The 22500-nt window shown below is 38.6% G+C and carries 22 protein-coding genes; 21 read left to right on the forward strand and 1 reads right to left on the reverse strand.

The window, feature by feature from the left end:
* Positions 1–31: 31 nt before the first annotated feature.
* From BLP54_RS02325 to BLP54_RS02420, 20 genes are all read left to right on the forward strand, one after another.
* Positions 32–2290 (forward strand): ABC transporter substrate-binding protein, encoded by a 2259-nt coding sequence (locus BLP54_RS02325; RefSeq protein WP_090166346.1) that lies wholly within the window; start codon positions 32–34, stop codon positions 2288–2290.
* A gap of 224 nt (positions 2291–2514) precedes the next feature.
* A complete protein-coding gene (locus tag BLP54_RS02330) occupies positions 2515–3504 on the forward strand; it encodes an ABC transporter permease (RefSeq protein ID WP_090166348.1) in 990 nt (329 codons plus the stop codon).
* A gap of 13 nt (positions 3505–3517) precedes the next feature.
* Positions 3518–5050 carry an ABC transporter permease gene (locus BLP54_RS02335; protein ID WP_090166350.1) on the forward strand — a complete coding sequence of 511 codons (1533 nt, stop codon included), beginning with the start codon at positions 3518–3520 and terminating at the stop codon, positions 5048–5050.
* Between the two features lie 13 nt (positions 5051–5063).
* A complete protein-coding gene (locus BLP54_RS02340; protein WP_015549832.1) occupies positions 5064–6209 on the forward strand; it encodes an ABC transporter ATP-binding protein in 1146 nt (381 codons plus the stop codon).
* On the forward strand, positions 6202–7185 hold the full coding sequence (locus tag BLP54_RS02345; protein ID WP_090166352.1) for an ABC transporter ATP-binding protein: 984 nt from the start codon (positions 6202–6204) through the stop codon (positions 7183–7185). Before BLP54_RS02340 ends, BLP54_RS02345 begins: the two co-directional genes overlap by 8 nt.
* Before the next feature lie 2 nt (positions 7186–7187).
* The gene (locus BLP54_RS02350; RefSeq protein WP_090166355.1) at positions 7188–7574 is read left to right on the forward strand and encodes a hypothetical protein; all 387 of its coding nucleotides are present in this window, start codon (positions 7188–7190) and stop codon (positions 7572–7574) included.
* Positions 7575–7583: 9 nt separating this feature from the next.
* Positions 7584–8102 carry a ribosome maturation factor RimM gene (gene rimM / locus BLP54_RS02355; protein WP_090166357.1) on the forward strand — a complete coding sequence of 173 codons (519 nt, stop codon included), beginning with the start codon at positions 7584–7586 and terminating at the stop codon, positions 8100–8102.
* Position 8103: 1 nt separating this feature from the next.
* The gene (gene trmD, locus BLP54_RS02360) at positions 8104–8808 is read left to right on the forward strand and encodes a tRNA (guanosine(37)-N1)-methyltransferase TrmD (protein WP_090166360.1); all 705 of its coding nucleotides are present in this window, start codon (positions 8104–8106) and stop codon (positions 8806–8808) included.
* Positions 8809–8908: 100 nt separating this feature from the next.
* A complete protein-coding gene (gene rplS, locus BLP54_RS02365) occupies positions 8909–9259 on the forward strand; it encodes a 50S ribosomal protein L19 (protein WP_028246997.1) in 351 nt (116 codons plus the stop codon).
* 118 nt (positions 9260–9377) lie between these two features.
* A complete protein-coding gene (gene lepB / locus BLP54_RS02370) occupies positions 9378–9974 on the forward strand; it encodes a signal peptidase I (protein WP_090166362.1) in 597 nt (198 codons plus the stop codon).
* Positions 9975–9983: 9 nt separating this feature from the next.
* Complete coding sequence (ylqF, locus tag BLP54_RS02375; RefSeq protein ID WP_090166365.1) at positions 9984–10823, forward strand: ribosome biogenesis GTPase YlqF; 840 nt, start codon at positions 9984–9986, stop codon at positions 10821–10823.
* 158 nt (positions 10824–10981) lie between these two features.
* Complete coding sequence (gene lepB / locus BLP54_RS02380; protein ID WP_090166759.1) at positions 10982–11515, forward strand: signal peptidase I; 534 nt, start codon at positions 10982–10984, stop codon at positions 11513–11515.
* A gap of 2 nt (positions 11516–11517) precedes the next feature.
* On the forward strand, positions 11518–12282 hold the full coding sequence (locus BLP54_RS02385; protein ID WP_090166367.1) for a ribonuclease HII: 765 nt from the start codon (positions 11518–11520) through the stop codon (positions 12280–12282).
* A 17-nt stretch (positions 12283–12299) separates the two neighbouring features.
* Positions 12300–14177 carry a flagellar hook-length control protein FliK gene (locus BLP54_RS02390; RefSeq protein ID WP_090166369.1) on the forward strand — a complete coding sequence of 626 codons (1878 nt, stop codon included), beginning with the start codon at positions 12300–12302 and terminating at the stop codon, positions 14175–14177.
* Positions 14178–14195: 18 nt separating this feature from the next.
* Positions 14196–14492 (forward strand): EscU/YscU/HrcU family type III secretion system export apparatus switch protein, encoded by a 297-nt coding sequence (locus tag BLP54_RS02395; protein WP_090166371.1) that lies wholly within the window; start codon positions 14196–14198, stop codon positions 14490–14492.
* Positions 14493–14498: 6 nt separating this feature from the next.
* A complete protein-coding gene (locus BLP54_RS02400; protein WP_090166373.1) occupies positions 14499–14858 on the forward strand; it encodes a YraN family protein in 360 nt (119 codons plus the stop codon).
* The gene (locus BLP54_RS02405) at positions 14852–16171 is read left to right on the forward strand and encodes a DUF512 domain-containing protein (protein WP_090166375.1); all 1320 of its coding nucleotides are present in this window, start codon (positions 14852–14854) and stop codon (positions 16169–16171) included. Before BLP54_RS02400 ends, BLP54_RS02405 begins: the two co-directional genes overlap by 7 nt.
* A gap of 19 nt (positions 16172–16190) precedes the next feature.
* Positions 16191–17516: a ribosome biogenesis GTPase Der gene (gene der, locus BLP54_RS02410; RefSeq protein WP_090166377.1), complete on the forward strand. Its 1326-nt coding sequence runs from the start codon at positions 16191–16193 to the stop codon at positions 17514–17516.
* A complete protein-coding gene (locus tag BLP54_RS02415; RefSeq protein ID WP_242870607.1) occupies positions 17516–18166 on the forward strand; it encodes a glycerol-3-phosphate acyltransferase in 651 nt (216 codons plus the stop codon). The genes der and BLP54_RS02415 overlap by 1 nt, the downstream gene beginning before the upstream one ends.
* 141 nt (positions 18167–18307) lie before the next feature.
* Complete coding sequence (locus BLP54_RS02420; RefSeq protein WP_090166379.1) at positions 18308–19315, forward strand: NAD(P)H-dependent glycerol-3-phosphate dehydrogenase; 1008 nt, start codon at positions 18308–18310, stop codon at positions 19313–19315.
* A 68-nt stretch (positions 19316–19383) separates the two neighbouring features.
* Here the strand turns inward: BLP54_RS02420 and BLP54_RS02425 are convergent, their stop codons facing one another.
* Entirely contained in the window at positions 19384–20364 is a 981-nt protein-coding gene (locus BLP54_RS02425) for a LacI family DNA-binding transcriptional regulator (protein WP_090166381.1), read from the reverse strand.
* A 269-nt stretch (positions 20365–20633) separates the two neighbouring features.
* Between BLP54_RS02425 and BLP54_RS02430 the strand changes: the two genes are divergently transcribed.
* Positions 20634–22499, forward strand: coding sequence for a PTS sucrose transporter subunit IIABC (locus BLP54_RS02430; RefSeq protein ID WP_090166383.1), 1866 nt, complete (start codon positions 20634–20636; stop codon positions 22497–22499).
* Position 22500 lies beyond the last annotated feature (1 nt).

Genomic DNA, 22500 nt, shown 5'->3' on the forward strand with positions numbered 1-22500 from the left:
GGTGTAAATATAAATAATAGGAGGAATTCTTATGAAAAAGAAAAAGATTGTTTCGCTTCTTCTTGTAGCTACAATGGCACTTTCTATGGTTGCTTGTGGCAAGAAGGCAGACGATGCTGGAAAATCAGAATCCGGCGCAAGCAATGGCTCTGACACTCCACTTGTTATCGGTTGGGATGCTATGAGCCAGAAATTCAGCCCATTCTTCGCTGAATCACATCCAGATATGTATTTGGATGATAAGTGTGTACAGATTGGTCTTCTTGGAGTAGACCGTGCTGGTCAGTATATCTTAGAAGGTATCGATGGCTATAAGGCTGAGTACAATGGTACAGAGTACACATATTACACACCATCTAATATCAAGGTTAACGAGAATGAAGATGGCTCAGTTACTTATGATATTGAGATTAGAGATGATTTAAAGTTCTCTGATGGAGAGCCTGTTACTATCGATGATGTTATCTTTTCATTCTATGTAGTATCAGATCCTACATATGATGGACCTTCTACATTTGCTTCACTTCCTGTAAAGGGAATGGAAGAGTATAGAAGCGGTGTTTCTACACTTTCTACTCTTATTGCTGAGGCAGGTAAGGACAACACAGATTTCACTAACTTCACAGAAGAGCAGCAGAAGGCTTTCTGGGATGCAGTTGAGACAAAGGGTGCTGAGTTCACTCAGTCAATCGTTGATTATATGGTAGAAAATGCTGGTGTTGCAGAAGGAGATGTAACAGCTGCAGCTGCAGGTTGGGGCTTTGAGCTTCCAGCTGGTGCTACTACAGAGGATTTCTTCCTTGCAATTGGTGAGCAGTATGGTTGGAATTTTGCTTCTATGGATAAGGAAGCAGCTTCAGTTACAATCGCTGATTCATTCCCAGCAGATGTAGTTGCAATGTCTACAACAGGTGTTGAGACTGGTGAGTCTGCAGATCATATCGAAGGTATTGTTAAGACTGGTGATTACTCAATGCAGATTACTGTAGAAGAGTTCTCTGCTCCAGCTATCGAAAAGCTTGGTACTGCAATTGCTCCATTACACTACTATGGTGACAAGTCACTTTATGACTATGATAACAACAAGTTTGGTTTCCCTAAGAACGATCTTTCAATTGTAAGAGAAAAGACTACTAAGCCACTTGGTGCTGGTCCTTACAAGTTTGTAGAGTATAAGAACAAGGTTGCTTATCTTGAAGCAAATGAAAATTATTTCCTTGGTGCTCCAAAGATTAAGTATCTTCAGTTTAAGGAGACACAGGAGGCTGATAAGATTCCTGGTGTACTTCAGGGAACAATCGATTTAGCTGAGCCTTCAATGTCTAAGGCAGCAGCAGAGCAGATTGCTGGTGAGAACTCTAATGGAGAGCTTGCTGGTGATGTTCTTACAGCTACACTTGCTGATAACCTCGGTTATGGTTACATCGGTATGTGTGCAAAGAATGTTAAGGTTGGTAATGATCAGGGTTCAGAGGAATCTAAGAATCTTCGTAAGGCTATCGCAACAGTTATTGCTGCATACCGTGATGTAGTTATTGATTCATACTATGGAGATGCAGCTGAAGTAATTCAGTATCCTATCTCTAATTCTTCTTGGGCAGCTCCACAGAAGTCTGACCCAGATTATGAAATTGCATTCTCTAAGGATGTAAATGGTGATCCAATTTATACAGATGGTATGTCAGATGATGAGAAGTACGAGGCAGCTCTTAATGCAGCACTTGGTTACTTCGAGGCAGCTGGTTATACAGTTACAGATGGTAAGCTTACAGCAGCTCCAGCTGGTGCAAAGCTTTCATACGAGGCTATGATTCCTGGTGGTGGAAACGGTGATCATCCAGCATTTGGAATTCTTACAGGTGCTAAGGAATCACTTGCAAAGATTGGTTTTGAACTTGTAATTAACGATCTTTCAGATTCTTCAGTTCTTTGGGATGCTCTTAATGCAAAGACTGCAGAAATGTGGTGTGCAGCTTGGGGTGCTACTCCAGATCCTGATATGTATCAGGTATACCACAGCAAGGGTGGTACAACTCACTATGAGGTAAACGAGCCAGAGCTTGATGCTCTTATCGAAGATGCTAGAACTAGCGATGATCAGTCTTACAGAAAGGCTGTTTATAAGGAATGTCTTGATTATATTGTAGATTATGCAGTAGAAATTCCTACATACCAGAGACAGAATGCAGTTCTTTACTCATCAGAGAGAGTTAATATTGATTCTCTTGTAAAGGATCCAACACCATTCTGGATTTGGATGGATGATCTTGCTACACTTGAGATGAAGTAATTTAAGTATTCTTTATTTCCTAGGGCTTGTGTATAATAGCCCTAGGAAATATTTTGCTTAATTTTTTGATTAAAACTACCTTTAATAAACTCAAATAATAAAGGTATTTTATGATGGGATGAGTTATTGAATTTGGTAAAGGGCATTAGTCCTTTATTTGTCTCACCATAAAATATCTTTATTTATGAAATAAAGGGGAATAATAAGAAAGGAATTTTAGTGTCATGAAGAAATTTGTGATCAGACGATTATTATTATCAATCGTTATCTTGTTCTTCGTATCGATGATTATCTATGCAATCATGAGATGCATGCCTACATCTTTCGTAGAACAGAAAGCTATGGCTCTTTCACAGAAGCCAGGAGCAAAGAGCTATCAGGAGTGGCTCGATCAATTAAACGCAGCCTATGGTTTGGACGTAGGTATTGTACAGGGATATCTTAAATGGTTTGTTAAGCTTATTACTCAGCGTGATTTTGGTGATAGCTGGTACTTCAACATGCCAGTACTTGAGAAGTTTTCTAGTGTAATTTGGTATTCATTTGCACTTTCACTTGCTTCATTTATCCTTGAGATTTGTATAGCAATTCCTCTTGGTGTTATTGCAGCAAGAAAGCAGTATTCTGGTGCAGACTATGCCATTACAGTATTTGCTCTTATCGGTATTTCACTTCCAAGCTTTTTCTTTGCAACTGTTCTTAAGTGGATTTTTGCTGTAAAGCTTAATATTTTTGATTTATATGGTATTGTAGGTCGAAATTACATGAACCTTTCTACCGGTGGAAAGATTCTTGATATGGCATATCATCTTGTGCTTCCTGCAATTACACTTACTATTGTTAGCGTTGGTTCATTGATGCGTTACACACGTACAAATATGCTTGAGGTACTTAATGCAGATTATATTCGTACAGCTCGTGCAAAGGGTCTTCCTGAAAGCAGAGTAGTAAATTACCACGCATTTAGAAACATTCTTATTCCAATTATCACCTTGCTTGGTGGAACTTTGCCTGGTCTTTTTGGTGGTGCTATGATTACTGAGACATTGTTCCAGATTCCAGGAATTGGATATACATCATATCAGTGCATTATTCAGGGTGATATTCCTTTTGTAATGTTCTATATGTTATTCTTTGCAATGCTTATTCTTTTGGGTAACCTTATTGCAGATATTCTTTATGCAGTAGTTGACCCACGAGTAAGAGTTAATTAAGGAGGAAAGTAACGTGAGTGAAGAAAAGAATGTAAATAATAGCGAAGAGCTTGCGCTTGATGATGCTAACCGCGTTCAGGTACTTTCTCCTGGAATGATGGTTGCAAAGCGTTTCTTTAGAAACAAGCTTGCAATTACAGGTCTTGTTATTATTATTTGTATGTTTTTATTTGCCTTTTTAGGTGGTGTTGTTGTTCCTTATTCTCAGAGTGAGGTTTTCTACACATCTGAGGAGATGAAAAAGGATTATGCTGGTGCTACAGAAATTTCAGAGTACCAGGTTTTTGCAAATGACGGTGTTGAGCTTCCAAAGGATATCAGCTCAAAACTTATCCGTGCACTTGTTAAAAAAGAGCCTACAATCGAGACTCGTGATGGTTCTACATTTGCTCTTAATGAGTTAAATAATGATATATTTGAAATTGCCAGTGCTGATGGAAGCGAGAGCCTTGCTTACGTATGCAAGCTTCAGGCTTATGCTCCAGAAGGTGGCTTAGTAGAGTCTGGTCTTACAGCTGCTATGGTTGCTGCAAGAGCTAATGACGAAACAAGCTTTGACTATAACGGTGAGTCATACACAGTAGAGGAGCATGGCTCTGGTACAATGGTTAGAAATGCTTCAGGCGAAGATGTAGCCTATGTAACATCATACAGTATTAATGCTGTAGAAAATGGTGTTTCTATTACTATTGATTTCAGAGAGGCAGTTGTTAAAGCAATCACTGATAATGCTGAATCATTTGATTTTAATGATGAGGAATATCAGGTAGCAAATACAAATGGTCAGTATGAGATTACTAAATATAAGAATACAAGCGTTATTAATCAGTTTGAACGTCCTTCTTCAAAGCATTGGGTTGGTACTGATGCAAACGGAATGGACCTTCTTGCTCGTCTTATGTATGGTGGTCGTATTTCTCTTCTTATCGGTTTCGTAGTAGTTGCAATCGAGCTTTTCCTTGGTATTATCGTAGGTGGCTTCGCTGGTTACTTTGGAGGTTGGGTAGATACACTTCTTATGAGACTTGTAGATATCATTTACTGTGTACCTTCAATGCCACTTTACCTTATCATCGGTTCAATCATGGACTTCTACAAGGTAGGAGCTGGTGTGCGTATTTTCTACCTGTGTATCCTTATGGGTCTCATCGGATGGGTAGGTATTGCCCGTATCATTAGAGGTCAGATTTTATCTCTTCGTGAACAGGAATTTATGACAGCTTGCGAGGCTTGTGGTATCAGCATTAAGAGACGTGTGTTCAAGCACCTTATTCCTAATGTAATTCCACAGCTTGTAGTATTTGCTTCAATGGATATCGGTTCAGTTATCCTTGCTGAGTCAACACTTTCATTCCTTGGACTTGGTGTTAAGTACCCAGCAGCTTCTTGGGGAAATATTATCAATGCAGTTAACGATTCTTACGTTATGACAAACTACTTATTCGTATGGATTCCAGCTGGTATTCTTATTCTCCTTACAGTACTTGCATTTAACTTTATTGGTGACGGCCTTCGTGATGCTTTCGATCCAAAGATGAAGAGATAATAGAGGTGATAACATGGCAAAGAAAAATGTAAATTATATATCAGCCAAGGAATCCCGTAAGATTTCAAAAGAGAATCGAAAGATTACAAAGGAATTCGAGGCTAAGAGAAATAGAAAGCATATTCCAGAAGAGGAATATATTACAAAGATGAAGAACCCAGAGAACTGCGTTGAGTTTGATGATGTTCATACATACTTTTTTACAGATATCGGAACAGTAAAGGCTGTAGATGGTGTTTCATTTAACGTACCACAGGGTAAGACTGTTGGTATCGTAGGTGAGTCAGGCTGTGGTAAGTCAGTTACATCACTTTCTATGCTTCAGCTTGTACAGCGTCCACAGGGGCAGACAGTTTCAGGTGAGATTCGTTTCAACTCAGGTGATGAATGTGTTAACGTTGTAAATGCTCCAGCTTCTAAGATGCAGGAGCTTCGTGGAAACAAGATGGCTATGATTTTCCAGGAGCCAATGACAGCACTTAATCCTGTATTCAGAGTTGGCGCTCAGATCGATGAGGTTATCAAGCTTCACCGTCCAGAGATGACAGATGAGCAGGTTAAGGCTCGTACAATCGAGATGCTTGGTATGGTTGGTATCGCCAACAAGGAAGGCGTTTATAGCATGTATCCACACGAGCTTTCAGGTGGTATGAGACAGCGTATTTGTATCGCTATGGCACTTGCCTGCGAGCCAAAGCTTATCGTAGCTGACGAGCCTACAACAGCTCTTGATGTTACAATTCAGGCTCAGATTCTTGACCTTCTTCGTGATCTTAAGGACAGAATCAACAGCTCAATCATGCTCATCACTCACGATCTTGGTGTTGTAGCTGAGATGGCTGATTATGTTGTTGTTATGTATGCTGGTCGTGTAGTTGAAAAGGGTACAGCAAGAGAAATCTTCAAAGACCCACGTCATCCTTATACAATTGGTCTTATGAAATCTAAGCCAGTTGTTGGACAGAAGGTAGATGAGCTTTACTCAATCCCAGGTTCTGTTCCAAACCCAGTTAACATGCCAGATTATTGTTATTTCAAAGATAGATGTGATATGTGTATGGAGTGCTGTAATGGTGAGTTCCCAGAGGAGTACTACATCTCAGATACACATATGGTAAGATGTTACAGATGCAAAGAGGAGGGTGAGAGACATGAGTAACGAGAAAGATTATATCTTGGAAGTCAATCACCTTAAGAAATACTTCCCTATAAAGGGTGGCTTCTTTGGTGGTGTAACAGGAAACGTTAAGGCTGTAGATGACGTTTCATTTAAAATCGAAAGAGGTACTACAATGGGTCTCGTAGGTGAGTCTGGTTGTGGTAAATCTACTACAGGTCGTACAATCCTTCGTCTTTTAGAGAAGACTGACGGTGAGGTTATCTTCAATGGCGAGGATGTAAATGCTAAGAGCAAAAAGGAACTTAGAGAACTCCGTACAAAGATGCAGATTGTTTTCCAGGATCCTTATTCATCACTTTCACCACGTCTTCCAATCGGTGAGATTATTGGCGAGGCAGTTAGAGAGCATGGTCTTGTTCCAGCTGCTGAATATGATGAGTACATTTCAAAGATTATGAAGGAGTGCGGTCTTCAGGAGCACCATAAGGATAGATATCCTCATGAGTTCTCAGGTGGACAGAGACAGCGTGTATGTATCGCTCGTGCACTTGCGCTTAATCCTGATTTTATCGTATGTGATGAGCCAGTATCTGCTCTTGATGTTTCTATTCAGGCGCAGGTAATTAACCTTCTTAGAAAGCTTCAGAAGGATAGAGGCCTTACATACTTATTCATTTCACATGACCTTTCTGTTGTAGAGCATATCTCTGATACAGTTGGTGTTATGTACCTTGGCGGACTTGTTGAGACAGGTAAGACAGAGGATATTTTTGCAAATCCTCTTCATCCTTATACAAAGGCACTTTTCTCAGCTATCCCAATGCCTGACCCAGACCTTAAGAAGGATAGAGTAATTCTTGAAGGAGATATTCCATCCCCTGCTAATCCTCCTAAGGGATGTAAGTTCCATACAAGATGTTCAGAGTGCATGGGCATTTGTAAGGAAGTTGCTCCAGAGCCAAAGGATATGGGTAACGGACATGTTGTAAGATGTCACTTATATGATGATAAATAATTATGAATGATTTTGGATATTTAAGAACGATTATATCTTCTGATTCATCAGAAGTATTACAGCATGCTTTCAAGTCTCTCAGCAATGAGGGACTTGAAGTCTATGTGCAGGATTTAAAAAATCGCTTTTATTTAGCTAATGAAAATCTTGTTCACAAGAGTAGTGTATTACTTGTTCCTGCTGCAGATTGGGATTTTGCAGTTGAAATTCTTACTAGTGTTGGGCTTGAAAAATACCTTACGGAATGTATAATTCCTGAGGGAGCAAAATCTGAATTGGATATTGCTGTAGAAAAGTATTACAAAAAGCGAAAATGGACTTATATTGAAGCAGGTGTTATTATCGTGGTAGCACTTTTATATTTTTTAATTAAGATTTTTACTAATTAGGAGGCATATTTGGAAGAATTATTTCAGGTTGGTTCAATTACACAGACTCATGGTATTAAAGGAGAGGTAAAGGTATTTCCTCTTACAGATGATATTTCCCGTTTTAAGGGTATGAAGCATCTTTTGTTAGATGGCGGCAAAGATGGCTATATAGAGCTTGAAGTAGAAAACGCCCGTCCACAGAAGAATCTTGTTATTCTTAAGTTTAAGGGAATTGATAATATCAATGATATCGAAAAATATAAGGGCAAGGGTCTTTACGTCACAAAGGAAAATCGTGTAGCTCTTAAAAAGGATGAATATTTCATCGCAGATTTAATTGGCTGTGAGGTATATACAGATGAAAATCCTGATGAGAAGTTTGGTGAGATATCTGACGTAATGGAGACAGGTGCTAATGATGTCTATGACATTGAGCTTGTAAATGGAGGAAATGTTCTTCTTCCCGCTATCAAGGACTGTATCTTGAAGGTAGATGTGGATGCACGTCGAGTAGATATACATTTATTGAAGGGATTGATGGATTAGCATGAAGTATTATATTTTAACCCTTTTCCCAGAAATGATAGAGGATGCCTTGAATACCAGTATTTTAGGTCGTGCCAAGAATGCTGGTGCAATATCTTTTGAGGCAGTTAACATTCGAGATTACACTCTTGATAAGCATAAAAAAGTAGATGATTATCCTTATGGCGGTGGTGCAGGCATGGTTATGCAGGCTCAGCCTATTTATGATGCCTATAAGGCTATCTGTGAGAAGGCAGGTCATAAGGTTCATTGTATTTACCTTACTCCCCAGGGGCAGCTTTTTAAGCAGCAGAACGCTAAAGAGCTTGCGCTCAAAGAAGATATTTGCTTATTATGTGGCCACTATGAAGGCATTGATGAGCGTGTATTAGAGGAAATAGTAGATGAGTACTATTCAATTGGCGATTATGTACTTACAGGTGGTGAGCTTCCATCCCTTGTAATGATAGATGCAATATCTCGTATGGTACCAGGTGTTCTTACAAATTCTGAGTCAGGAGAGGATGAATCATTAGAGAACAACTTATTGGAATATCCTCAGTATTCCCGCCCAGAGACATGGAATGATAGAAAGGTTCCACCAATTTTACTTTCTGGTGACCATGCAAAGGTAGATGCCTGGAGAAAAGAGCAGTCAATCCTTAGAACTAAAGAAAGACGTCCAGATTTATATGAGAAATATTTAGAATCTAATGTTGATAAATAGCACAATCCGTGTTATTATACTAGAGTTGCTAAAAGAAGAGATGGTCCTCTGATATGCAATAGGGCATTTCAAGAACGTCGCGAGTTTAGGAGGAAATAAAATGAACGCAAACGAGATTATTAGAAACATCGAAGCTGCTGAGCTTAAGGCAGAGCTTCCTGAGTTCCAGGTTGGAGACACAGTTAAGGTTTACGGTCGTATCGTTGAGGGTAACCGTACTCGTACACAGGTTTTCGAGGGTACAGTTATTAAGAGACAGGGCGGCAGCAACCGTGAGACATTCACAGTTCGTAAGTCATCAAACGGTGTTGGTGTAGAGAAGACTTGGCCACTTCACAGCCCTAACGTTGAGAAGATCGAAGTAGTTCGTAAGGGTAAGGTTCGTAGAGCTAAGCTTTACTACCTCAGAGATCTTACAGGTAAGAAGGCAAAGGTTAAGGAGAGAATCTAATCTCGAAATCCATGGAACAGTCACTAAATGTGGCTGTTCTTTTACTTTTAAGGACTTTTAATGGAAATTATACTCAAAGTGCGGTATATTTATACTAAAGATTAAAAAGGGATATTGTATGTTTTCATCAGATAAAGGATTTTTAAAAGGTAGATTATTTAAGAAAAAAGACGGTCTTAACTTTAGGAGAAGACGTAGAAAGATAGATTTTGATAAGGTTAGATATATTCTAATCTTTGCTTTGGAATTGGCTCTTGTTATTGCCTTAGCTTATGGCGTGGTAATTTCTTTCGGAAAACAGGTAGAATGTGCTAATGCATCTATGGAACCTACCTACCAAACATCCGATATATTACTTGTAAATACTATTGCTTACAAGTTTTCTAAGCCTCAGCAATCAGATGTCATTGCATTCAAGCCAAAATCTAATGTAAACGCCAGTTATAGTGTAAAAAGAGTAATCGCAACTCCTGGAGACACTATATACATTAATAATGGCCGTATTTATATAAATGATGAGCTTTACAAAGAAAATCTTGAAGTAGAGCGAATTGAGAATCCTGGTATTGCTGCTGCACCAATTACTCTTATGGAGGATCAGTATTTTGTTCTTGGAGACAACCGTAATTCTTCCGAGGATTCAAGATACGAAAGTGTGGGCTTTGTTGCCAGTGAAGATATTTTAGGAAGGGTATGGATGAAATATCCATTCTAGAGGTGATTTATGGAATTTCAATGGTATCCAGGGCATATGACGAAAGCAAAGCGTCAGATGCAGGAAGATATTAAACTTATAGATTTAGTAATAGAGGTTATTGATGCTCGTTGTCCAGTTTCCAGCCGTAATCCCGATATTAACGGCCTTGCAAACGGAAAGCTTAGACTTATTCTTTTGAATAAATCTGATTTAGCAGACAAGAGCGTCAATCAAAAATGGAAAGAATACTTTAAAGCACAGGGATTCTACTGCGTAGAGCTTGATTCCCGTGACAGAAAAAACATGAAGGGTGTGCAAGCTACATTAGATGAAGTTTGCGCAGCTAAATTTGAGAGAGACAGAAAACGTGGTATTAAGAATAGACCTGTAAGAGCCATGGTAGTTGGTATTCCAAATGTAGGAAAGTCTACATTTATCAATTCCTTTGCCGGAAGAGCAGTTGCTAAAACTGGAAACAAGCCAGGTGTTACAAAGGGTAAACAATGGATTAAGCTTAATAAATCAGTAGAGCTTTTGGATACTCCAGGTATTCTTTGGCCAAAGTTCGAAGATAATACAGTTGGACTTCACTTAGCATTTATTGGTTCTATTAACGATGCAATAATTGAGACTAGAGAGCTTTCTTTAGAGCTTGCAGATTTCCTTAAGGAGAATTATCCAGGAATACTTAACAAGCGCTATGAGATTAATGAGGATGCTGTTAATCATGAAATCATCTCTGAAATTGCTGCAAAAAGAAACTTTGTAAAGAAGGGTTCGGAGCTTGATTTTGACAAAGCAGCAGCAGTATTGATTGACGAATTCAGAAATGGAAGCTTAGGAAATATATCACTTGAAAGGCCGTAAAAATGAACAACGTAATTAACTTTAACGAAGAAGAACAGATTAAAAAGGATATTGAAAGAGCTAGACGTAATGTAGATAACTCTCCTTCTGAGACAAAACCTTCAAGAAGCAAAGGTGAAGTTTTTGAAGAGGAAGAAGAGCCTATTACAAAGGGTGTTATTGTTAGAGAGATACTCAGCGTAATTATAAACGTACTGGTTTGTTTTTTAGTTGTATTTTTGATTACACAGTTTATCGGTCAGAGAACCGTTGTTAGTGGTTCTTCTATGGAAGATACACTTACAGATGGCGACAATCTTATTGTAGATAAAATTAGCTACAGAATTCATGATCCAGAGCGTTTTGATGTGGTTGTATTCCCATATAAGTACGAGGAGGATACATACTATATCAAAAGAGTTATAGGTCTCCCAGGAGAATGGGTTTATATTGATGGTTCTGGAAATATCTATATAAATGATGAGCTCCTTGAGGAAAGCTATGGTACTGAGACTATCTTAAATGCTGGTTTAGCAAATACAGATATTCTCCTTGGACCAGATGAGTATTTCGTTCTTGGTGATAATCGTAACAACAGTACAGATTCAAGATTTGAAGCTGTTGGAAATATAAAGGGAGATGATATTGTTGGCAAGGCTTGGCTTAGGGTTTATCCTTTTAAAGACTTTGGTCTTGTAGACAATATTGAATAATCATGAGCGAAAAGAAGATTACTGATATTCAAAAGGAATTCAAAGCGGCGGATATTGATATTCTTCCTGATTTTATTCAGGAATATATCAATGATGGAAGACCTGGCGTTTCTAAGATTATTGGTCAGGCTCAAAAAAAGATGGAAAAGTTACGTCTCGAAAAGGAGCGTATCGAACGTCTTAAAGAATTCGAATACAAATATTGGGAGCAGTATGATTTCATCGGTGGTATAGATGAAGTTGGAAGAGGTCCTCTTGCAGGTCCTGTTGTTACTGCTTGCGTTATTTTACCTAAGGACTGTGACATACTTTACATCAATGATTCGAAAAAGCTTTCTGCTGCAAAACGTGAAGAGCTTTACGAAGAGATTATGGAAAAGGCAGTTTCCGTTAGTATAGGTGCTGCATCAGAAGCTCGAATTGATGAAATCAATATTCTTCAGGCTACTTACGAAGCAATGAGACAGGCCATTGAAGAAAGCAAGGTTGAACCTCAAATGCTTCTTAATGATGCGGTAACAATACCACAGGTAAAAATACCACAGGTTCCTATTATCAAAGGTGATGCTAAATCAATTTCTATCGGTGCTGCCAGCATTATTGCTAAGGTTACCAGAGATAGAATGATGGTTGAGTACGATAGTATTTATCCTGAATATCATTTTGCAAATAACAAGGGATATGGTTCAGCAGAGCATATTGAAGCTTTGAAAAAATATGGTCCATGTCCTATACATAGAAGATCTTTTATCGGAAACTTTGTTTAAGTTTGCAGGGGTGAGTTATGAACATCAATACTGGGCTTAATCCATATGGTAACGGCTACAATATTAACGCTGCCGATACCACAAAGATGAGCCAGAGTCAGTCTCTTACAGGTTCTGTTACAGACAACCTAAAGGAGGGAGAGATTTTCGAAGGCTCTGTCAATTCTGTTGATAATGGCAAGGTTACTATTGGGCTTGCCAATGGTCAAACTATGACTGCACGTCTGGATTCTGGCGTTAGTCTTGTGCCCGGTCAGTCTGTTTTCTTTCAGGTAAAGAGTAACGACGGAAATTTAGTTCAAATTCGTCCCGTTTCTTTGAATAGCCTTGATGCTAATCCCACACTTCTTAAGGCTCTTGATATGGCGAATATTTCTGTTAATGAAAGGACCATAAATATGGTCAATTCTTTGATGCAGAATTCCCTTTCAATTAATCCTGAAAATTTGACAGTTATGAATAGAGCTATGCTTAATAATCCTCAGGTGGAACCTCAGACCCTTGTCACCATGGCAAAATATGGGCTTGAACTTACGCCTGAGAATATTTCCATGTTCCAAAACTATGCCAATGATAAAGCTGCTCTAGCTAATAATTTTGATATAATTTCTGATATGCTTCCTGAATTGATGACTTCTGACGAGGTCTCTACCAGTGACGTTATCAGTTTAAACAACCAGTTAAGAGATATATTTATTGATGGTGCTGAAGAAGCATCTACACCAAGCATAGCAACCCAGGGGCAGTTTAGTGAAGAACAGGCTGTACAGCAAACAAATCAGGAAGCCATGCAGGTACAGAATTTCAGCAACAGTGGAAATGAAGGTATAAATCCTCAAGTGATTGGTGCACAGCAGAATTCTGTAGTGACAGAAAACTTAAATCAGCTTCAGGGACAGGTTATTGCTGAAGTTGTGGCTGATGAGCAGGCTGCTGAAGGCGCTGAAATTGCCAAAGAAGCAAATACTCAGCAACAAGCTCAGGTTGTAGCAGAGCAGACAAAAAATGCTGTTATACAGGAGAATATTGGTACACAGACGCTAAATAGTTTTGCCGGTGAAAAACAGATTGCTTCCTTTAATACAATACTAAGCACTATGCCTGATTTTCCTAAGGATAATCTTGAGATTTTCGGAGAGGACGGCACATTAAAGGCAGATGCCAATATAAAAGAGGTCTTTCGCGAAATATCGGATTATTTAAATGAGCATCCAGATATTCCAAAAGAGACATTAAATGATATAATAAAGGCTCCGCTTTATAAGGGGCTACTCAAAAATCTAATTGCTGACAGTTTCACTATGGAGCCAAAGGATGTAACCAAGGCAGGTCAGCTATCAAAGTTATATGAGAGAGTTCTTAAGCAGACAGAAGCATTAGAAAAGCTTATGTCCAGCTTTAACAATAAAGCTGCTGAGACTATTAAGAATCAGACTACAGAAATAAAACAGAATATCAATTTCATGAATAATGCTAATGAAATGTATAACTTTGTGCAGATTCCTCTGAAAATGTACAATCAAAATACAGATAGCATGTTATATGTTCGTCAGAACAAAAAAAGCAGTTATGAAGAAGGTGAGGAAATCACAGCATTTCTTCACTTTGATATGGAGTATTTAGGGCCTACAGACGTTTTCATAGCTTTAAAAGAGATGAAGGTAGGTTGTAAATGGAATCTTGCTGATGAGTCTGCGTTAAAGCTTATAGAGGACAATATTGATATTCTAACTGAAAGGCTTGCCGCAAAAGGCTTTACATGTACCTCAGAGATGACTTGTGGTCAGCCAAAGACAAGCTTTGTGGAGGATTTCTTAGGAGCACCTCCAATAGAAACAGAAAATACAAATAAAGATGGTATAGTTCATAGATACAGCTTTGATATGAGAGCATAATAATCGTGAGGACTTATTATGGCTGGAGAAAAGGAAAAAACATTCGACAAAAATAAAACAGCGGTTGCACTTTCCTATGAAGCTGGAGATGCTGCGCCTAAAATCCTTGCTTCCGGTAAGGGATATGTGGCAGAGCAGATTATCGAGGAGGCTAAAAAGGCAGATGTTCCTTTTTATCAGGACAACGAGCTTGCTCAGACTTTGAGTAAGTTAAACATTGGTGATGCCATTCCTCCGGAGTTGTATGAGGTTGTTGCGGAGATTTTAGTCTTTGTAAACGACATGGAAAAGCTTAAAGCTAAGCTTGGAAGATAAAGATATATGAATAATAGAAGACAGGGAAATGATTTCGAAGGCCTTGCTGCAGATTATCTAAAACGCAATGGTATGTGGCTTCTGGAACAGAATTATTACTGTAAAATGGGCGAGATAGATATTGTCGCAAAGGATGGAGAATATCTTGTTTTTGTAGAAGTGAAATATCGCAAAAACAAAAGGGCTGGCTCTGCCGCCGAAGCTGTAAACTTCAATAAAATGAGAAAAATCTCACGATGTGCTGACGTTTATATGATGCAACATAGAGTGAGTGGAAATACAAGTGTCAGGTTTGATGTAGTAGCAATTGAGGAAGGACATTTAACGCATTATAAAAATGCATTTGAGTATATACCAATATGTTAAATTCAAGTCATAAAATTAAACAGGTAATGGAAGGCTCACCAGCACATTTAGCTGGGCTTGTACCTGGAGATATTATTACAAAAATAAATAATGTAGAGCTGGTAGATATCTTTGATTATCATTATTATTCTGATGATGCAGATATCACTGTGGAGCTTCTTCATGAAGATGGCAGCACAGGTGTTGTTATCGTGAAGAAGGAAGAAGGCGAGGACCTTGGCGTCATTTTCTGTAACGGTCTTATGGATGATTATAAATCCTGCTCTAATAAGTGTGCATTCTGCTTTATTGATCAGATGCCACCTGGTATGAGAGAAACTCTTTATTTTAAGGATGATGACACTCGTCTATCATTCTTACAGGGTAACTATGTCACTCTTACAAACATGAAGATGGCTGATTTGGATAGAATTATTGCATATAAGCTTGGACCTATTAATATTTCTGTTCATGCCACAAATCCAGAGCTTAGAATGAAGCTTTTACATAATCGATTTGCCGGAGATATACTGGATAAGATTAGAAAGCTTTATGAAGCTGAGATTCCTATGAATGCACAGGTAGTTTCATGTCCAGGATTGAATGACGGGCCAGAGCTTGATAGAACAATTGGAGATTTACTTCAATTTGCACCAGTAATGAGTTCAATGTCGGTTGTTCCTGTAGGTATTACAAAGTTTAGAGATGGGCTTTTCCCACTGAGAACCTACACTGCTGAGGAAGCAGGAGCTGTCATTGACCAAATTGAAAAGTGGCAGAAGATTGCCATGGAAAAGGTGGGAAACCACTTCGTTCAGGCTTCAGATGAATGGTACATTTTAGCAGGTCGTCCTCTTCCTGAGGCAGACAGATATGATGGCTTTATTCAGCTGGAAAATGGTGTAGGAATGCTTCGTCTTTTAAAGGAGGAAGTATTAGATGCTTTAGAGGATATTAAGAAGCCATTCTTCATGAAGCGTCGCAAGGTTACCATTGCCACAGGAAAACTTGCAGCACCATTTATGCAGGAGCTTGGAGATATAATTACTGAAAAGTTTAATAAAGTTTCAGTAGAGGTTGTGCCTATCACTAATGATTTCTTCGGAGAGGAAATTACTGTTTCAGGTCTTATCACAGGACAGGATCTTATTGCACAGCTTAAGGACAGAGATTTAGGAGATAATCTTCTTTTATCATGCACAATGCTTCGTGCACAGGAAGAGGTTTTCCTTGATGATATAACACTTTCAGAGCTGGAGTCAGCTTTACAAGTGAAGACCCGTATTGTACAATCAGACGGGCGTGATTTAGTTTACGCGATAATCGGACGTTAATTCAGAAAAGAGGTAATATATGTCAAGACCAGTAGTAGCTATTGTAGGTCGTCCAAATGTTGGAAAATCTACTTTATTTAATGCTCTTGCAGGAGAAAGAATATCTATTGTAAAAGATACTCCTGGTGTTACAAGAGATCGTATATATGCAGATGTTTCATGGCTGAACTATGATTTCACCATGATTGATACAGGTGGTATTGAGCCAGATTCAAAGGATATTATTCTTTCACAGATGCGTGAGCAGGCTCAGATTGCCATCGATACAGCTGATGTTATCATTTTCCTTGTTGACGTTAAGCAGGGATTACAGGATAGTGATTCAAAGGTTGCAGATATGCTTAGACGTAGTCATAAGCCAGTTATTCTTGTTGTAAACAAAGTAGATAGCTTTGAGCGTGATATGGCTGATGTTTACGAGTTCTATAATCTTGGAATTGGTGATCCAGTTCCAGTTTCAGCTTCAAGTCGTCTTGGTTTTGGTGATATGCTTGATAAGGTTGTGGAATACTTCCCTGAGCAGACTGGCGAGGAGGAAGAAGATGACACTCCAAAGATTGCCGTTATTGGTAAGCCAAACGTAGGAAAGTCATCACTTATTAATAAGCTTTGTGGTGAGGAGCGAGTTATTGTTTCTGATATTGCAGGTACTACAAGAGATGCTGTGGATACTAGAGTTCGCTACAATCACAAGGATTATATTTTCATTGATACAGCAGGTCTTCGTCGTAAGAGCAAAATCAAAGAAGATCTTGAAAGATATTCCATTGTTCGTGCCGTTGCTTCTGTAGAAAAGGCTGATGTTGTTATTATTATGATTGATGCTACAGAAGGTGTTACAGAGCAGGATGCAAAGATTGCTGGTATTGCTCATGAGCGTGGAAAGGGTATAATTATTTGTGTAAACAAGTGGGATGCCATTGAAAAGAATGATAAGACCATGAAAGAGCACGAGACAAAGATTCGTCAGATTCTTTCATTTATGCCTTATGCATCTATCCTTTTCATTTCTGTAAAGAGCGGACAGCGTCTTGGTAAGATTTACGAGACTATTGATGCTGTTATTGAGAACAATTCAATGCGTATTGCCACTGGTGTACTTAATGAAATTGTTAGTGAGGCAGTTGCTCTTCAGCAGCCACCTACAGATAAGGGTAAGAGACTTAAGATTTTCTATACAACTCAGGTTGCTGTTAAGCCACCAACTTTCGTTATTTTCGTAAATGAGAAGTACCTGATGCACTTCTCATATGTACGATACCTTGAGAACCGAATCAGAGATGCATTTGGCTTCGAAGGAACATCTCTGAAATTTATAATTAGAGAGAGAAAGGAAAACGAATAATGATTATTGGGAGAATTATTGCTGTATTAATTGGTTACTGCTTTGGCATGATTTTGATGGGGTATTTTATTGGAAAGTCAAAGCACATTGATCTTACAAAAGTAGGCAGCGGTAATGTAGGGTCTACAAACACAATGCGTAATCTTGGAGTTCCTGCCGGTCTTATTACTTTACTTTGGGACTGTTTTAAATGTGTAGTTGCATGTTTTGTTGTTTGGCTTACTTATCACAGATTTTTTGATGATGTAAGCATCTACATGGTTTATGCAGGCCTTGGTACAGTTTTAGGACATGATTTTCCTTGTTACATGCATTTTAAGGGCGGTAAGGGTGTAGCTTCTACACTCGGATTTATCATTGCCTTATTCCCTATGGGACTTCCAATTCCAGCGTGTATTTTCATTGCTCTTGTGGCACTTACACGCTACGTATCACTTGGCTCAATTATTGGATGTTTATCCTTTGCAGTTGAAATGCTTGTTGGAGCTTATTTCGGATTAGTACCATTTAAAGGATCAGAGCTTGTAGAAGTACTTGTAATTTGTTGCTTCGTTTCAGGTCTCGCAATCGTGCTTCACCACGCCAACATCAAGCGTTTAATTAATGGAAATGAAAATAAGTTCTCTTTTCATCCAGAGACAAGAGCGTGAGTATTACATCATAAAATGAAAATAACAAGCTAGTAGTAAACAAGCTCTAAGGTTATTGAACGAAACATGTTAGTTGAGTGAAATAACACTTAGGCTTGTTTGCGTAACTAGCGTAAGACTTTGATAGACTAGAGGTATTTTATGGCTAGAATTAGTGTTTTAGGTGCAGGCAGCTGGGGCATTGCCCTGGCTGTTATGCTTAATAAGAATGGACATGAGGTAAAGGTTTGGTCGCATAGACAGTCTCAGGTAGACCAGATGAATGACACTCATACCAGCGATAAGATTAAGGGAGTAAAGCTTCCTGAATCTATGATTTTTACAGCAGATATTGAGGATGCTGCAAAGACAGCTGATGTAGTTCTTATGGCAGTTCCTTCAAAGGCAACCAGAGAGACGGCTGAAAAAATCAAACCATATGTTAATGATAATCAGATATTTATTACTGTAACAAAGGGTATCGAAGAGGAGACACTTTACACTCAGACAGAAATTTTAGAGGATGTCTTAGGATGCGAAAAACGTATATGCGTATTATCTGGCCCAAGCCATGCAGAGGAAGTAGTAGTTTTTAAACCTACTCTTGTTGTTGCAGGCTCTACTGACAGACAGACTTCTCTTTTTGTTCAGAATCTTTTCATGAATAAATACTTTAGAGTATATTCCTCACCAGATGTAAAGGGTATCGAGGTTGGTGCAGCTCTTAAGAATGTCATTGCACTTGCTGCTGGTATGTCTGATGGACTAGGCTTTGGTGATAATGCAAAAGCAGCACTTATTACACGTGGTATCAAGGAGATATCCGCACTTGCTGTAGCTATGGGTGGTCAAGCCGAGACACTTGCTGGTCTTACTGGTGTTGGTGATCTTATTGTAACTTGCTCATCAATGCATTCTCGAAATAGAATGGCAGGCTTTTATATTGGACAGGGCATGTCAAAAGATGATGCCATGGAAAAGGTAGCCATGGTTGTAGAAGGTGTATATTCTGCAAAGGCAGCAAAGAAGCTTGCTGAAAAATATAATATAGAAATGCCAATCGTTGATGTTGTTAATGCGGTTTTATTTGACGGAATGGCTGCAGGTGATGCAGTATACGAGCTTATGACTCGTTCAAAGAAGGACGAAACTTCAGATATGGAATGGTAAGAAAAAAGGTAACTAACGTCATCAAGTTGGTTACCTTTTTTTATTTTCTTTAAATATGTAATTACTTGTTAAACAGATTGATTTTCTATTATTTCAAAGCCTAATTTCATAGCTTTATCAGGAATATCAGGTTTGTTTATTTTATTTAGTAAGAAGGTGGCACCTTCAATTCCGCATTCTCTGTAATAAAAATGCACAGTAGTAAGGCTAGGAGAAAGGATGGAAGATGGCTTGCTTTCCCCAAAGCCGGCAACAGCAATTTCGCCAGGAATCTTTATTTTATTTTCGTTTAGGTATTTGATAGCCCCTAAAGCTATAGTATCTGTAGCGCACAAAATAGCATCAATATTTTTATTCTGGCAAAGTAGAGCCTTAGCATTTTCATAGCCATTATCCATGTAGAATGAGCCGGTCTTGATGAGCTTGGCAGGAAGCTTGATATTGTGTTTTTCCAGGGCATCAAGAAAGCCTTTCCTTCTATTTACACCTACAGCAATATCTTTTTCAGTAACACCAATGTAGCCAATATTTTTATGACCTTTATTTATGATGTAATCTGCTAATTCGTATGCTGCTGTGTAATCATCATGGAATATACAGGTGGAAATATCAGTCTGTTGTCCTAAGACTACATATGGGATTGTAAGGTCTTTTAGGGCTTTTTTATGCTTAGGTGTAAGTGTAGTTCCAAGGAGGATGATGCCATCAACAATGTTCTGTTTGAATGTATTAATAAATTCTATTTCTTTTTCATCATGGTTATCTGTGTTGGCCAAAAGCATTTTATAGCCCTTTTCATTAAGGACCTCGCCAATACCAGCCACAACCTGTGAAATGGAATCCGAATCAATCTTAGGGATAATAACCCCGATAATCTTGGTTTTCTTGGTTCTGAGAGTTTGAGCCTGGGTAGATGGAATATATCCAGTCTCATCTATTACTTTAGCGATTGCCTGGCGCTTTTCCTCACTTAGGTATCCATTGTTTAGGTATCTGGAAACTGTTGCTGGGGATACGCCTGCAAGTTTTGCTATTTGATTAATATTCATGGGTTTCTCCTAAAATATTATTGAAATCGTTTTCACTAATATTATATTTGTTAGACAGGTCTAAATCAATTTTTGTAAGGATAATTAGGCTTTTATAGATTATTTTGTGAAAAACATATAAAAAATATATGAAATCGTTATCACACATTACTAATAGGAATTTTGCCTTACTAGTTATATAATGTCACCAAGATGTGAAATCGATTTCATAAGTGATATTAATCGATTTTATCGTATATTCATTAAAGGAAAAACAGAAAGGGAAAAACATGGATTACAGATCGTGTGCAAGCCAGATCTACGAACAGATTGGCGGAAAAGATAATTTAATCTCAGCTGCACATTGTGCAACTAGACTTAGATTAGTAATTGCTGACAACAGCAAGGTTAATGTACCAGCATTAGAGGAGATAGATGGAGTTAAGGGTGTATTTGATGCATCAGGTCAGCTTCAGCTTATCATCGGTACAGGTACAGTTAATAAGGTATATGACGAGTTTATTGATATAGCCGGTATCGAGGCATCTACAAAGGAAGAGCTTAAGCAGGTTGCTGCAAGCAAGGCACCATGGTGGAAGCGAGCTATCAAGACTCTTGGCGATATCTTTATCCCAATTATTCCAGCTATTGTTGCAACTGGACTTTTAAACGGTTTACTTGGTGGCCTTGTGCAGATTTGGCCATCAATGGCAGATTCATATTTCTATAATCTTGTAAATATGTTCTCAAATACTGCACTTACATTCTTACCAATCCTTATAGCTATTTCAGCAGCTAAGATTTTTGGTGGAAATATCTATCTTGGCGCAGTAATTGGTATGATTATGATTCATCCTAGTCTTGTTAATGCTTGGACAGTAGCAAGCGGTGCTGAGACAACTACACTTTGGTCTTGGTTTGGTGCTTGGAACATTGCAAATGTTGGTTATCAGGGACACGTTATTCCTATCATTCTTTCTGTTTGGTTAATGTGTACTATCGAAAAGAAATTACATAAGATTGTTCCAGAAATGTTTGATCTTTTTGTAACACCACTTTGTTCAGTACTTATTGCAGGTTTCATCGCTATGACATTCGTTGGACCTATTTTTGCTCAGATTGAGACATGGGTTCTTTCAGGAGCTAAGGCACTTATCACTATTCCATTTGGTGTTGGTGCATTCCTTATGGGTGGTTTTTATGCTCCAACAGTACTTGCTGGTGCTCACCACATGTACAATGCAATCGAGATGATGATGCTTTCTGATAATGGTATGAATATCTGGATGCCTATCGCTACAGCAGCTAATGTAGCACAGGGTGCAGCTGCTCTTGCAGTATCATTAAAGACTAAAAACAATAAGACAAAGGCTATGGCCCTTCCAGCTTCACTTTCAGCTTTCATGGGTATCACAGAGCCAGCTATCTTCGGTGTTAATATTCGTTACGGAAAGCCATTTATCGCTGGTATGATTGGTGGTGCCGCAGGTGCTTGTGTAGCATCTATCATGGGTGTTTATGCTACAGCAAACGGTATCACAGGTTTATTTGGACTTCTTATCGTTACTGATTGTTTACCAGGATATTTGCTTACATTTGCAGTTGCATCTGTTGTAGCATTTGCAGCATCTTGGATTTTTTATAAGGATGAGGAGAAGACTCCTTCAGTTGTTGTTGAGACAAAGTCTGAAGTAAATGTAGATGCAGATTCAGTATATACTCCTCTTAAGGGTGAAATCATTCCTCTTACAGAAGCTCCTGATAAGGTATTCGCAAGCGAGGCACTTGGAAAGGGCGTTGCAATTAATCCAGCAGAGGGTAAGGTTGTTGCTCCTTTCAATGGAACTGTTGCTATGCTTTATGATACAAAGCATGCTATTGGTCTTGTAAGTGATGATGGCATTGAGGTTCTTATTCACATCGGTCTTGATACCGTTAAATTAAATGGAGAACACTTTAAAGCACACGTTGCTCAGGGTGACAAGGTTGCTTGTGGACAGACTCTTGTAACATTTGATATGGATGCTATTACAAAGGCTGGTTACCCACTTGTTACACCAGTTATTGTTTCTAACACACAGAAGTTTGCTGAGGTTAGTACAATCAAGACAGGTAACACTGATTTCAGTGAAAAGGTTTTAACAGTAACAAAATAAA

Source organism: Pseudobutyrivibrio sp. 49 (assembly GCF_900100545.1).
In the GTDB taxonomy this organism is placed as follows: Bacteria; Bacillota; Clostridia; order Lachnospirales; family Lachnospiraceae; genus Pseudobutyrivibrio.

Bases quoted from the DNA above. Each gene is read 5' to 3' on its own strand.
- BLP54_RS02325 (WP_090166346.1), top strand. From the start codon at position 32: ATGAAAAAGAAAAAGATTGTTTCGCTTCTTCTTGTAGCTACAATGGCA.
- BLP54_RS02330 (WP_090166348.1), top strand. From the start codon at position 2,515: ATGAAGAAATTTGTGATCAGACGATTATTATTATCAATCGTTATCTTG.
- BLP54_RS02340 (WP_015549832.1), top strand. From the start codon at position 5,064: ATGGCAAAGAAAAATGTAAATTATATATCAGCCAAGGAATCCCGTAAG.
- BLP54_RS02345 (WP_090166352.1), top strand. From the start codon at position 6,202: ATGAGTAACGAGAAAGATTATATCTTGGAAGTCAATCACCTTAAGAAA.
- BLP54_RS02350 (WP_090166355.1), top strand. From the start codon at position 7,188: ATGAATGATTTTGGATATTTAAGAACGATTATATCTTCTGATTCATCA.
- trmD (WP_090166360.1), top strand. From the start codon at position 8,104: ATGAAGTATTATATTTTAACCCTTTTCCCAGAAATGATAGAGGATGCC.
- rplS (WP_028246997.1), top strand. From the start codon at position 8,909: ATGAACGCAAACGAGATTATTAGAAACATCGAAGCTGCTGAGCTTAAG.
- lepB (WP_090166362.1), top strand. From the start codon at position 9,378: ATGTTTTCATCAGATAAAGGATTTTTAAAAGGTAGATTATTTAAGAAA.
- ylqF (WP_090166365.1), top strand. From the start codon at position 9,984: ATGGAATTTCAATGGTATCCAGGGCATATGACGAAAGCAAAGCGTCAG.
- BLP54_RS02385 (WP_090166367.1), top strand. From the start codon at position 11,518: ATGAGCGAAAAGAAGATTACTGATATTCAAAAGGAATTCAAAGCGGCG.
- BLP54_RS02390 (WP_090166369.1), top strand. From the start codon at position 12,300: ATGAACATCAATACTGGGCTTAATCCATATGGTAACGGCTACAATATT.
- BLP54_RS02395 (WP_090166371.1), top strand. From the start codon at position 14,196: ATGGCTGGAGAAAAGGAAAAAACATTCGACAAAAATAAAACAGCGGTT.
- BLP54_RS02400 (WP_090166373.1), top strand. From the start codon at position 14,499: ATGAATAATAGAAGACAGGGAAATGATTTCGAAGGCCTTGCTGCAGAT.
- BLP54_RS02405 (WP_090166375.1), top strand. From the start codon at position 14,852: ATGTTAAATTCAAGTCATAAAATTAAACAGGTAATGGAAGGCTCACCA.
- der (WP_090166377.1), top strand. From the start codon at position 16,191: ATGTCAAGACCAGTAGTAGCTATTGTAGGTCGTCCAAATGTTGGAAAA.
- BLP54_RS02415 (WP_242870607.1), top strand. From the start codon at position 17,516: ATGATTATTGGGAGAATTATTGCTGTATTAATTGGTTACTGCTTTGGC.
- BLP54_RS02420 (WP_090166379.1), top strand. From the start codon at position 18,308: ATGGCTAGAATTAGTGTTTTAGGTGCAGGCAGCTGGGGCATTGCCCTG.
- BLP54_RS02425 (WP_090166381.1), bottom strand. From the start codon at position 20,364: ATGAATATTAATCAAATAGCAAAACTTGCAGGCGTATCCCCAGCAACA.
- BLP54_RS02430 (WP_090166383.1), top strand. From the start codon at position 20,634: ATGGATTACAGATCGTGTGCAAGCCAGATCTACGAACAGATTGGCGGA.